General features: G+C 32.9%; 11 protein-coding genes. 10 read left to right on the top strand and 1 reads right to left on the bottom strand.

The genetic code is table 11. From position 1 onward, the window contains the following. Nucleotides 1-187: 187 nt before the first annotated feature. The 10 genes from pth (at nucleotide 188) to AAFU52_RS10990 (ending at nucleotide 11,767) form a co-directional block, all read left to right on the top strand. Entirely contained in the window at nucleotides 188-754 is a 567-nt protein-coding gene (gene pth / locus AAFU52_RS11035; protein WP_241461405.1) for an aminoacyl-tRNA hydrolase, read from the top strand. A 162-nt stretch (nucleotides 755-916) separates the two neighbouring features. Next, on the top strand, nucleotides 917-1,849 hold the full coding sequence (locus AAFU52_RS11030) for a bifunctional riboflavin kinase/FAD synthetase (protein ID WP_024769885.1): 933 nt from the start codon (nucleotides 917-919) through the stop codon (nucleotides 1,847-1,849). Then, the gene (locus AAFU52_RS11025; protein WP_024769886.1) at nucleotides 1,846-3,171 is read left to right on the top strand and encodes an HTTM domain-containing protein; all 1,326 of its coding nucleotides are present in this window, start codon (nucleotides 1,846-1,848) and stop codon (nucleotides 3,169-3,171) included. The genes AAFU52_RS11030 and AAFU52_RS11025 overlap by 4 nt, the downstream gene beginning before the upstream one ends. 212 nt (nucleotides 3,172-3,383) lie before the next feature. Beyond that, a complete protein-coding gene (locus AAFU52_RS11020; protein ID WP_024769887.1) occupies nucleotides 3,384-5,282 on the top strand; it encodes a tetratricopeptide repeat-containing sensor histidine kinase in 1,899 nt (632 codons plus the stop codon). Nucleotides 5,283-5,494: 212 nt separating this feature from the next. Continuing rightward, on the top strand, nucleotides 5,495-6,766 hold the full coding sequence (gene serS, locus AAFU52_RS11015; RefSeq protein ID WP_438426423.1) for a serine--tRNA ligase: 1,272 nt from the start codon (nucleotides 5,495-5,497) through the stop codon (nucleotides 6,764-6,766). A 58-nt stretch (nucleotides 6,767-6,824) separates the two neighbouring features. After that, a complete protein-coding gene (locus tag AAFU52_RS11010) occupies nucleotides 6,825-8,612 on the top strand; it encodes a tetratricopeptide repeat protein (RefSeq protein ID WP_024769890.1) in 1,788 nt (595 codons plus the stop codon). Nucleotides 8,613-8,696: 84 nt separating this feature from the next. Next, entirely contained in the window at nucleotides 8,697-9,011 is a 315-nt protein-coding gene (locus AAFU52_RS11005; protein WP_024769891.1) for a DUF4286 family protein, read from the top strand. After that, a complete protein-coding gene (gene rsmA, locus AAFU52_RS11000; RefSeq protein WP_024769892.1) occupies nucleotides 9,004-9,870 on the top strand; it encodes a 16S rRNA (adenine(1518)-N(6)/adenine(1519)-N(6))-dimethyltransferase RsmA in 867 nt (288 codons plus the stop codon). The genes AAFU52_RS11005 and rsmA overlap by 8 nt, the downstream gene beginning before the upstream one ends. Before the next feature lie 81 nt (nucleotides 9,871-9,951). Beyond that, the gene (gene mgtE, locus AAFU52_RS10995) at nucleotides 9,952-11,307 is read left to right on the top strand and encodes a magnesium transporter (RefSeq protein ID WP_438426422.1); all 1,356 of its coding nucleotides are present in this window, start codon (nucleotides 9,952-9,954) and stop codon (nucleotides 11,305-11,307) included. A 64-nt stretch (nucleotides 11,308-11,371) separates the two neighbouring features. Then, nucleotides 11,372-11,767: an acyl-CoA thioesterase gene (locus AAFU52_RS10990; protein WP_024769894.1), complete on the top strand. Its 396-nt coding sequence runs from the start codon at nucleotides 11,372-11,374 to the stop codon at nucleotides 11,765-11,767. A gap of 373 nt (nucleotides 11,768-12,140) precedes the next feature. On the opposite strand, the gene AAFU52_RS10985 is transcribed toward AAFU52_RS10990, so the two are convergent. Then, on the bottom strand, nucleotides 12,141-12,968 hold the full coding sequence (locus AAFU52_RS10985) for a GIN domain-containing protein (RefSeq protein ID WP_035091331.1): 828 nt from the start codon (nucleotides 12,966-12,968) through the stop codon (nucleotides 12,141-12,143). Between the last annotated feature and the right edge of the window lie 121 nt (nucleotides 12,969-13,089).

Raw genomic sequence — 13,089 nt, 5'->3', positions numbered from 1 at the left:
GAGCGTATCCCCCACGCTTCAACGTGGAGGCCGGGCTATATGCTGTATCTTTTTTTGCAACCCATCGACTAGCTCAGGGCAGCAAAAAAAGGATGCCGCTCCTATCCCTCACGCAAATAAAAACAACATGTTTTCGATAATTAAAAAATTATTTTCTAAACAACCCCATGAAAATCAAGAAGATCTCATGAAAAAATTTCTTGTTGCCGGTCTAGGTAATATTGGTCCAAAATACCACAATACTCGTCATAATATCGGTTTTAAAATTCTGGATGCTTTGGCCAAAGAAGAAAATCTCACTTTCGAAACCAAAAAACTAGGCGATCTTACTACATACAAATACAAAGGAAGAACCATTATACTTCTCAAACCTAATACCTATATGAACCTTAGCGGAAAAGCAGTTCGATATTGGTTAGAGAAAGAAAAAATACCTTTAGAAAACCTTTTGGTTGTTACCGATGATATTAACCTCTCTTTTGGTACTATCCGTCTCAAATCCAAAGGCAGTGCTGGCGGTCATAATGGACTTAAAGACATCGAAGCACAATTACAAACTTCTAAATATTGCAGGTTTAGATTTGGAGTTGGTGATGAATTTGGTAAAGGCAGACAAGTAGACTACGTATTAGGAGAATGGAATCCCGAAGAAGAATCTGCTATACCAGAACGATTAGAAAAAGGAATCACTTTGATTAAATCTTTTGCCACTGCAGGAACATCAAATACAATGAATACCTTTAACGGAAAATAAAGAAATGTCTCAGAACTATTTTTTATTTTTACAACTGCTTAAAATCTTACTTCTCAAAATGAGCCATAACAATCATAATAACTTTCTACCTAGCAATAGACAGGTTATATTATTTATTAACGAATTCTATCTGACAATTGAAATCAAATCAAAAATGAACAGATGAAACGTTATACTAATGCAAAAACATATGATAGCCAAATACATTCTGTAGTTACTATAGGTACTTTTGATGGTGTACATATTGGTCACAAAAAAATAATAGAACGCCTGATAGAGAGTGCCAGAAAAAACAATCTGGAGTCGGTTATTCTTACATTTTTTCCACATCCCAGAATGGTACTACAACAGGATTCGGATATTAAACTTATCAACACTATTGATGAGCGTATACAGATATTAGAAAAGACAGGACTAGACAGTTTGGTTATTCATCCATTTACCAAAGAATTCTCTCGTCTAAGTGCGGGAGAATATGTACAACAAATGCTTGTTGATTGCCTTAAAGCAAAACATGTTATTATAGGATATGATCATCGGTTTGGGCGTAATCGCAATTCTAATATCACAGATCTTGCTTCTTATGGTATACAAAATAATTTTACTGTAGAAGAAATTTCTAAACAAGATCTTGATGATGTCGCGGTAAGTTCTACCAAAATCAGAAAAGCACTATTCGATGGAAATATTACTCAAGCAAATGCGTATCTGGGGTATTGCTTTATGTTAACCGGTAAAGTAGTAGAAGGAAAAAAACTTGGGCGTAAACTTAACTATCCGACAGCTAATTTACATATCAAAGAAGATTACAAACTAATTCCAAAAAATGGAGTCTATATTGTAAAATCATTTATTGATAGCAAAACCTATTTTGGAATGATGAATATAGGCACAAATCCTACGGTAAACGGCACTCGACAAACGATAGAAACTCATTTCTTTGACACTTCTTTTAATTTATATGACAAAAAGATTCAGATCGAAATGATAAAACGTATTAGAGATGAGAAAAAATTTGATTCCCTAGAGCAATTACAAGATGCTATGCAGCAAGATGAAGATTTTTCTCGTGATTTTATAAATTCTTTGGTATGATCAATCGTTGGCTATTCACTCATATAGATAATAGTTCCCTTATTATATTTAGAGTTTTTTTTGGATTCCTGATTGCTTCAGAAGCTATTGGAGCTATTTTTACAGGCTGGGTTACTCGCACCCTAATCGAGCCCAAATTTACTTTTAACTTTATTGGTTTAGATTTTTTACAACCTTTACCCGGTAATGGTATGTATTATTATTTTGCCATAATGGGGGTTTTTGGCCTTTTAGTAATGATTGGTTTTAAATATCGATGGAGTATGATTGGCTATACCATATTATGGGCAGGGGTTTATTTTATGCAAAAAGCATCTTATAACAACCATTACTATCTCTTATTACTACTTTGCATAATAATGTGCACGCTACCAGCAGGGAATTATTTCTCGATAGATGTAAAACAAAATCCATTACTCAAAAAAATTGCGATGCCCAGGTGGTGCATATTAGTTATTATTGCTCAACTCTGGATTGTATATACCTATGCATCGGTAGCTAAATTATATCCAGACTGGCTAGATTTTACTGTTGCCAAAAACCTGATGATTGGTAAAGCAAATTATCCTATTGTAGGAAACATTCTTCAGGAACATTGGACACATGTTTTTATTGCATATTATGGTATCTTATTCGACTTATTGATTGTCCCCTTACTACTGTGGAGGAGAACCCGATTAGCCGCTTTTTGTTTTAGTGTATTTTTCCATATTTTTAATTCTATTGTTTTTCAAATAGGGATATTTCCATATTTATCATTGGCATTTACCGTCTTTTTCTTTACAAGAGAAAGGGTACATCATCTGTTTATGAGAAAGAAGGAATTTTATAATGCAGGAGAAGTCATTATTCCTTCATACCGTAAATTTCTACTTCCTGTACTAACAATATGGTTTGTTATACAAATCTTGCTTCCTATTCGTCACTGGATTATCCCGGGAGATGTATTATGGACAGAAGAAGGTCATAGAATGAGTTGGCGTATGATGCTAAGAGGTCGATACGGTACTACTAATTTCTATTTTGTAGATAAAAATGATCCTAAAGCATTGCAAAAATTAATAAACAAAAATGATTACCTCTCCAAAAAACAATTGCGGTTAGTATCATCAAAACCAGATGCTATGTGGCAATTTGCACAAAAACTCAAGGCCGAATATGCCATAAAAGAAAAAGATATTGCCATCTATGTCCATAGTAAAGTATCTATTAATGGCAAAAAATACCAAACACTTATCGACCCAAAAGTTGATCTGGCCAGTGCTTCATGGAATTATTTTACTACAAATCCATGGGTTCTCAAGTATGAAGAAAAAGAATAAAATAGTCTTATGATTTATGGCATAAAAAAGAGTCAAAGCGTTCTTTTTTATGATAAAACAAGCTAAAATTAAGTTATTTTTCGATACCTATAGTATTTGATTGTAAAACCTTATGTAGTTTTGCATAGTTTAAAATCAAGGAAATACGGTTTTAACTCGAAATTATATACTCTAATTTGTGTACTTAATTTCGGTTCACAAAAATCATTACAATGCATTCATATTTAATAAAGGGAATTTGTAGCATTCTTCTGTTGTTTTTCTTTTCTGCACATAGCCAAAACAACAGGCAGAATACTAATTATACTTTTTTTGGTATTATTCCTAACACCGTAGATGCGCAATTATATCGCCAGCTTAAAAACAGTCCGGATGTTATTACGCGCCTACAATTAATTGAAAAAATAGCTCAAATACACCTGCAAGCAGGCAATACCGATTCTATAACGTATTATGGAGATCTTTTAAAAACAACAGCGCTAGAAGAAAATATTTCAGACAAACCATTATACCTTTCTATAGCAAACAATATTATCGGGCACGGAAAACTTAAAAACGGTCTCTATGATGCAGCGATGAAACATTTTATCGAAGGTATCACCAACTCTCCTATTCCCAAAATGCAAACGATGTATTACAAACACCAACTCGGATTGGGTGCTGTATATCTGGAACAAAAAAAATATGATCTAGCGCTCCCCATTTTTGAATCCTGCATTACAGAGTCTAAGAATAAGGAAACCATAATACTGGCCGGAAAGTTTTTAGGAGATATTTATTTTCATAAAAACAATATTGAAAAAGCAAGATCCTATTATTTTTCTGTATTAGAGGATCTCCCTGATACTCCAAATAAAATAGCGATAGAGGTTCGATTAAAACTCGGGCGACTCGAACTTTTTAATGACCGAACCATAAAGGCAATGGAATATTTTATGCCTGCAAAAGAGCAAGCTCAAGAAAATCATTTCTATGATCTATATATAGAAGCCGTATATCAAATAGGTCGCGTATATTATAAATTAGAAGATTACGATTCTGCAGAAATGATATTAAACTCTGCATATGTAAATGCGGTACAATGGAACAGGCTAGAATTGCAAAAAAAAGTTATCCATATGCTAAAGGGGTTGTATGCAAGTCGTGGAAATTATAAAAATGCATATTCATTAATGACCCAATACGTAGATGTTTCTAACCAAATCACTACAAAACAAAATAAAAAAATTGTAAAAGAACTAGAGGTTAAATATCAGACACTTCAAAAAGAGAAAGAGATATTATCACTTAAAGAAGAGCAGTTAATAAAGGAAAGTGAACTTAAAAGACAACGAACTATCAAAAAAGCATTTTTGATCGGTTTTCTTGCTGTACTATTACCAGTAGTCGGTTTGCTATTTATGTATTTTCAGAAATTAAAGACTCAAATAGCACTCAACAAATCTCAAGAAGAAGTTAATACTCAAAAAGTATATGGGCTAATGAAGGATCAGGAATTAAATCTGATCAAAGCCACAATGGAAGGGCAAGATAAAGAAAGACAACGCCTTGCACGAGAGTTACATGATAGTGTTGGTGGTAATCTGGCAAGTATAAAATTGCAGCTTTCTAACTCTGGTAAAACCGATGATCAAGAAGCAAATATTATTAAACAAGTCGATGAGACCTACAACCAGGTAAGAGATTTTTCTCACAACCTTATCCCAAAAAAGTTTCAAAAAAATCCGATTACCTCATTGATAAAAGAATATATCAATAATGTGATCAATGGTAGCGGTCAGCAAATATCATTTCACCCATATCCCAAAAATCAGATTAACCAAATTAGTCCGACTCTTACAGAAGAATTATTTAAGATCATACAAGAACTATTAACTAATTGTCTTAAACATGCTAAAGCCAAAAATATCGATATCTATCTCAATCATCACGATGATTCGATACAACTACTTTTTGAAGATGATGGTGTAGGTTTCGAGAGTGGAAAAGCAGTTGATGGAATTGGGTTTAAAAACATAAAGACTCGTTTGAGTACTTTATCCGGAGATATGTTCATAGACTCTGTAATTCAAAGAGGTACGGTCATCAATATAGAAGTCCCTATTGCATAAATTTTTATGTTCTTAAATGGGTTTGAATAAATTTCTTAAAATTCACTATAGAACTACAACCTAAAACCTCACTTTTCTTTAAATTTGCTCCTTCATTGCGATAGGGATAGTAGTGGCATCCTTTTTCTTGATCATTAATACCCTTGGACAAACTTAGAGTAGCCAAGAAAAAGATATAACGAATAGCCCGGAAATCGCCCAAAAAAGATATCATGTTAATAGTACAAAACATCATAGCAAACAAAGAAGCGTATATAAAAGCCTTGACAAAAAGGAATTTTGACGCCGCTGCTGTTTTAGAAGAAATTATTGGCCTGGATGAAAGTCGACGTGCCACACAGACTAAATTAGACAATATTCTAGCCGACTCTAATAAATTCTCTAAAGAAATAGGGATGCTATTTAAAAATGGTGAACAGCAAAAAGCAAACCTGTTAAAAGAGAAAACTGCACAATTAAAAGATAGCTCTAAGCAATTATCAACAGAACTTACTGATATCCAAGAGAAATTAATCCAGTTACTGTACACCATCCCAAATGTCCCTCACGATTCTGTTCCTAATGGTCAAAGTGACGAAGACAATGAAGAAATTTTTCGTGAAGGTGATATACCCGTTTTAGAAGAAGGCGCGTTACCACATTGGGAGCTTGCTAAAAAATATGATATTATTGATTTTGAATTGGGTGTAAAAATAACAGGAGCTGGTTTCCCTGTGTATAAAGGTAAAGGTGCTCGATTGCAACGTGCTTTGATTAGCTATTTTTTGGATAAAAATACTGATGCAGGGTATAAAGAATTTCAGGTACCTCATCTGGTTAATGAAGCATCAGGATATGGTACTGGACAATTACCCGATAAAGAAGGGCAAATGTATCATGTAACCGGAGATGATCTATACCTTATCCCTACTGCAGAAGTTCCTGTGACCAATATGTTTAGAGATGAGTTATTACAAGAAAGTGATCTTCCTATTTGCTGTACGGGATATACTCCATGTTTTAGACGTGAGGCAGGTTCTTATGGTGCGCATGTACGTGGTTTAAATCGTTTGCATCAATTTGATAAGGTAGAAATTGTGCGTATCGAAAAACCAGAAAACTCGTATAATGCTCTTGATGGAATGGTAGATCATATAAAAAGTATCCTTAACGATTTACAATTACCGTATCGTATACTACGCCTTTGTGGTGGGGATATTGGATTTACTGCTGCACTAACATTTGATTTCGAAGTTTTCTCTACAGCGCAAGATCGTTGGTTAGAGATTAGTTCTGTATCTAACTTTGAATCTTATCAAGCTAATCGCTTAAAATTAAGGTTTAAAGATGCGAAGGGAAAAAATCAGTTAGCACATACACTTAATGGAAGTTCATTAGCATTACCTAGAGTACTTGCAGGTATATTAGAAAATTACCAAACTCCAAAAGGCATCAAAATCCCTGAAGTACTAGTTCCTTACTGTGGATTTGAATATATAGATTAAGGGATCCATAACATATTACTAAAGCGCATTTTGCTATCTTTACAAAAAAACTTGCAAAATGCGCTTTATCTTTTTCTATATTACCCTGTTGTTTACTTTTTCGACGATTGCGCAGTCGGAACAGTTAGCAAAAAACTATATCCAGCAGGGACAATACGAAAAAGCACTTTCTGTCTACAAAAAATTATATACCAAAAACCCAAACCGAATTAATTATTTATTAGGGTTAGTAGAATCTCATCAACAATTAGAACATTTTGATAAAGCAGAGAGCATTCTAAAAAAGCGAATTGAGAAAATTCCAAATAATGCTCAAATTCTGGTCGAATTAGGGCACCATTATGATCTGCAAGGTAAAACAGAGCAAGCTCGTACTTACTATGATAAAGCTATAGAAACCTATAATAACAATAATGCAAATCATGCCTATTCACTTGCCCAAACTTTTGAAAAATATAGTTTATTAGATGAAGCAGCTTTAATTTATGAAAAAGGGATGAAGCACAATCCCAGAGCAAATTTTAATGTACAATTAGCCAAAATCTATGGAGAACAGGGGAAACTAGAAAAAATGTTTGATAGCTATTTGGCATTATTGCGATTGCAGCCTAATTATATAAATATTGTACAACGAAATTTTAGTGACTACATAACAGATAGTCCAACGGGTGAGGCAAATGTTATATTTAGAAAGTTATTGATTAAAAAACTCCAACGGAATCCCAATATCTTATATAATGAAATGCTAAGCTGGCTTTTTGTACAACAAAAGGAATTTAAAAAAGCATTTATACAAGAAAAAGCAATATATAAGCGTAAACAGGAAAGTCCCGAAGGGATTATAGATCTGGCAAGAATTGCTATTTCGGAAAAAGATATTAAGTCTGCGGTAGAAATTCTAAATTATATTTTAGAAACATCGGCTTCAAAAGATATGAAGCTTACAGCTCATAAAATTATCCTGAAGGCAAAAGTAGATAATGCCTCCAAAAAAGAACATAAAACTATTATAGAGCAATATAATACAGTATTTAAGGAATATGGAAAAGCCAGAGAAACTATAGGATTACAGATTGATTATTCGCATTTTCTAGCTTTTAAACAGGATAAAAAACAGGAAGCTATTCGTTTTTTAAAAGATATATTAGATAGAGAACCACTATCAAGGTTTCAATCTTCTAGAATAAAAATGAAAATTGCAGATATTCTGGTATTGGATCAAAAATTTAATCAGGCATTAATTTATTATACCCAGGTACAAAATGCTTTAAAAAATAATTTCTTAGCGCAAGATGCTAGGTTTAAAGTAGCAAAGACCAGTTATTATAAAGGGGATTTTGCCTGGGCACAAACGCAACTCGATGTACTAAAGTCTTCTACCTCTCAATTGATTGCTAACGATGCTATGGAGTTAAGTCTAATTATTAGTGATAATTCTCTTGAGGATTCTACTCAAACTGCTTTAAAGATTTTTGCAAAGGCCGATCTATTAGCTTTTCAGAATAAAAATCAGGATGCAATTACTATGCTTGAAATTATCTTAACTCAACATAAAGGTGAAAAAATTGAGGATGAAGCTTTTTTACGACAGGCTAAACTATTTGAAAAAGAAAAGCAATTCGAAAAAGCTAAAATCAACTATCTAAAAATTATTGAATTTTATAATGATGATATCCTCGTTGATGATGCCTATTATTGGTTAGCCGAGCTCTATGTGAATGAGCTAGGAGAGCCCGAAAAAGCTAAAGAATTATATGAAAAGATAATTTTTAATCACGCAGATAGTATTTATTTTGTAGATGCCCGAAAAAAATACAGAACCTTAAGAGGAGATGCTATAAATTAAATCACCTGTAAATCTTTGCTTCTTTGTAACTTTGCGCCTTTGTGATTATACTAAATACTATTTCCCAAAACATTAACAACTAACATGTACATATATAACGTTACCATAAATATAGAAGAAACTATCCATGACGAATGGTTAGATTGGATGAAAGAGGAGCATATACCTGATATGCTTTCCACGGGAAAGTTTAGTAAAGCATTAATGACTAAAGTATTGGTAGAAGAAGAAATGGGAGGTGTCACCTATTCTGTACAATACACGACCAACAATAAAGAAACTTTACAAAAATACTATGATGAGGACGCAGATCGTCTTAGGTCAAAATCTAATCGTTTTACTGGTAAATTTGTAGCGTTTAGAACCGAGTTAGAAATTGTAAGTGAACGGAATGAGTAAATCAAAAAAAAATAAAAAATATAGCTCCAGTCCCAAATCTTCTTTCGAAAAAACTGCAGTAAAGGCAAAAAAACACCTGGGACAACATTTTCTAAAGGATGAAAATATTGCCAAAAAGATTGGTGACACCCTTACTTTGCAAGGTTACAAAAATGTTGTTGAAATTGGCCCAGGAATGGGAGTTCTTACCAAATATATTCTTCAAAAAGATATTGATGTTATAGCCATGGATCTAGACAGAGAGTCTATCGAATATCTTAACACTAATTTTCATCTCGAACATACAGAAGCGCTAAGAGGAAATACTACATTTCGAGTAATAGAGGCTGATTTTCTAAAGTTTGATCTAAATTTATTATTTACCAAAGAACAATTTGCAATAACAGGTAACTTTCCTTACAATATTTCTACTCAAATTGTTTTCAAAACATTAGAAAACAAAGATCGTATTCCTGAATTTACCGGGATGTTTCAAAAAGAAGTTGCCCAGCGTATTTGTGAAAAAGCGGGTAGTAAAGCCTACGGTATTCTTTCGGTGCTTACACAAGCTTTTTATGATGCCGAATATCTATTTACTGTTTCTCCAGATGTTTTTAACCCTCCTCCCAAGGTAGATAGTGGAGTATTGCGATTGATTAGAAAAAATGAATATGCTCTGCCTTGTGATGAAAAATTATTTTTTAGAGTCGTAAAGACTGCTTTTGGACAACGTCGTAAAACTTTAAGAAATAGTCTTAAAACTTTTGAATTGAATGATGAGACCAAAACATTAGAAATTCTGACTAAACGCCCCGAACAATTGTCTGTTGATCAATTTATAGAATTGACATTATTAATTGAAAAACAACAGGTTAAGTGATTAACATACTCATAAAGTCTAATTAAATTCTTTGGTTATCTTTGTGGGCGTTTGTGAAGGGGATCACTAAATACTGAGTATATGCAATTTAAAGTTTCTAATGAGTTAATCGAACAGGTACGACACCTCATCCGTGAAGAAGGTGATACTCGTCTGCGCGAAATGCTTAGTGAAATACATTTTGCTGATGTTGCCGAAATCATTAGTGAACTTGGCTTATCTGAAGCTACCTACCTTATTAAATTATTGGATAGCGAAAAAACCTCTGAAGCTCTTATGGAGCTCGAAGAAGATTTTCGTGAACGTATCCTTGAAAACCTTTCTGCAAAAGAGATTGCAGAAGAGTTAGAAGAAATGGCTACTGATGATGCTGCTGATATTGTTGCCGAACTTCCCGATGATCGTGCAGAAAAAGTAATTGCCGAGATAGAGGATGAAAAACGTGCAGAAGATATTAAAGAGCTTCTTACCTATGATGAAGATACTGCAGGTGGACTAATGGCTAAAGAGCTCGTAATGGTAAAAGAAACCTGGACCGTAGCTGGTTGTGTTAGAGAAATGCGACGACAGGCAGAAAATGTTACTCGAGTACATTCTATTTATGTTGTAGATAAAGATGAAAAGTTAAAAGGTAGACTATCTCTTAAGGATTTACTTACTGCCTCTGCAAAAACTCATATTAGCGAAGTATATATTCCAAAAGTAGATTCTGTAGATGTAGATACCGAAGGAGAAGAAGTAGCTCGTATTATGCAAAAATATGATCTTGAAGCTATCCCTGTAGTAGACAAAGAAAATGTATTGGTTGGTCGAGTAACTATAGATGATATTGTAGATTTTATTAAGGATGAGGCTGAGAAAGATTATCAATTAGCCGCGGGTATTTCTCAAGATGTAGAAGCAGATGATAATGTATGGGAGCTTACCAGAGCACGATTACCCTGGTTAATTTTAGGCCTTTTTGGGGGATTAGGAAGTGTATTCATTATGCAGGGCTTTGAAGGTGTAATGACCAATCCAAGAATTAGAGATTTATTTTTCTATACACCACTAATTGCTGCTATGGCAGGAAATGTTGGTGTTCAATCCTCTGCAATTATTGTACAAGGGTTAGCAAATAACGTAGTAAAAGGAAGTTTATTAAATCGATTATTAAAAGAAGTAAGCCTTAGTTTAATTAATGGTTCTGTATTAGCACTACTTATTATTGTTTTTGGTTTTATAATGAGCTATGAACTCTCGTTTAGTTTAACCATAGCAATTGCACTTATGAGTGTTATTATTGTAGCTGCACTTATTGGTACTTTTGTTCCTATTATTCTTGATAAAAGAGGTATTGATCCTGCAATTGCTACAGGTCCCTTTATTACAACAAGTAATGATATTTTTGGGATCTTCTTATTCTTTTATATAGCAAAACTTATTTTAGGATTTTAGATCACAAATCTTCTTTCAAATTTTAAAATAGTTGTATTTTTAATCGATATCAACTCTCCTATTCATGAAATCCGAAATTTTTGAATTCCATTTTACAGTTCCGGCATCAGCAATAGATGATATGGATCATGTAAATAATGTAGTGTATCTACAATGGGTACAAGATGTTGCCAAAAAACATTGGGAATCCAGAACCGATGAGAGCATTAGGAACACATATGTCTGGGTAGTTCTTAATCATTATATAGAATATCATAGCCCTGCTTATGAAAATGATGAAATCACACTACAAACCTGGATTGATAATTATAGAGGTGTTAGAAGTGAACGTCATACTAAAATTATAAACACGACCACTCAAAAAGTATTAGTTTCTGCCAAGACAAGCTGGTGTTTTTTACATAAGAAAACACTAAGACCTGCAAGAATCCCAGATGAAATCACTTCTTTATTTCTTTAAATAATGAAGAAACATTTCTATTGTTTTTTAAAAAGAAAAACATCAATAATACAGCAAAAATAGAATGTGAGTTCGGTGTAACAAAATTTACGTCAGTCAGAGTGATTTTCGATAGAAAATTGTCCTTGGACCAAGCTCAGCAGAGCTATCAAAGGCAAGTAAATTTTCAAGCAAAAGCCTTGTCATCCTGAGCTTCGTCGAAGGGTCGATACAATTTTTCTCCATTTCATTATGAAAAACCACTCAATTTGACGGTTTTTTAAATTAAAGCCTTACATCAAACTCACATTATAAACAAAAGAGGATGTCTGATAAATCAAACACCCTCCCACGCCAAGTCAAGTTATAGTTGGTAAACAAAATTTAGTACGCTTTACTTTTTTATTATTTTAGTCTTATCAGTGAGGGTTTTAACATCTAATTCGGGATTACCATATACATACACTATGCTTTTTCCTTGCGCATAAAGTTCCAAATTTCTTTTAGCGTATACATATGCATCTGCAGAATTATAAGTGTTTAAATCTGTAGAAGAAGTTTTCATTTTTTTAGCCTTAAGTTTTGATGAATCTTTAACATCAAAAGAAGCATAATCTGTATCTCCATCCATATTTAATTCGGCAGCTTTGGTCATGGCAACTTTTATTTTATCTGTAACTACATAAGCTTTCAAATCTGTTTTGCCATTCATAATAATCGTAGTATTTTCTGATTTTATTTTAATTTTTCCTCTTACTTTATCATATAATGTAACTCTAACATCATCTGCTTTTATATTCAAATCCAAATAACTCGAATCATAGCCACTGATATATAATTTTTCAGAAATCAACTTTTTGTTACTTTTTACTTTAGCATCATTTTTAAGTATAATATGCTCTATTTCTTTTACATTCAAACTTATTTCTAGTTTTCTGCTTCTCACAATTCTATTGGTGGTATATATTTTTAATATACTGTCTTTTACTTTAAACTGAACGATATCGATTAGATTCTCATCGGTTTTTAGGTAATATCCACTTTGATCACTTTGATTTAAAATTACTTCTAATTCATCATCAATTTCGACAGTATTAAATGTTTCAGAAATATCTTTAGTGATTTCATTTATAATTCTATTTCCCTTAATTTTTGGTTTTTTTTGTGCGAAAATGGATATACTAAAGGATAGTAAAGCAACTATAAGCATTAATTTTTTCATTCTAAGGGCCATTTATTTTGTGTTTAAGTGTCTATAATAATTAAGACACCGTTTTTTTAGAAAGTCACATTTTGGTTCTTTTAAAAAAAATCTTAAGCTTTATTTTACTACCTAATATTCT

The sequence above is a fragment of the Aquimarina macrocephali genome, from assembly GCF_051627225.1.
Taxonomy (GTDB): Bacteria; Bacteroidota; Bacteroidia; order Flavobacteriales; family Flavobacteriaceae; genus Aquimarina; species Aquimarina macrocephali.
The sequence above is the reverse complement of the archived record's forward strand: the minus strand, read 5'-3'. Positions and strand labels throughout refer to the sequence as shown.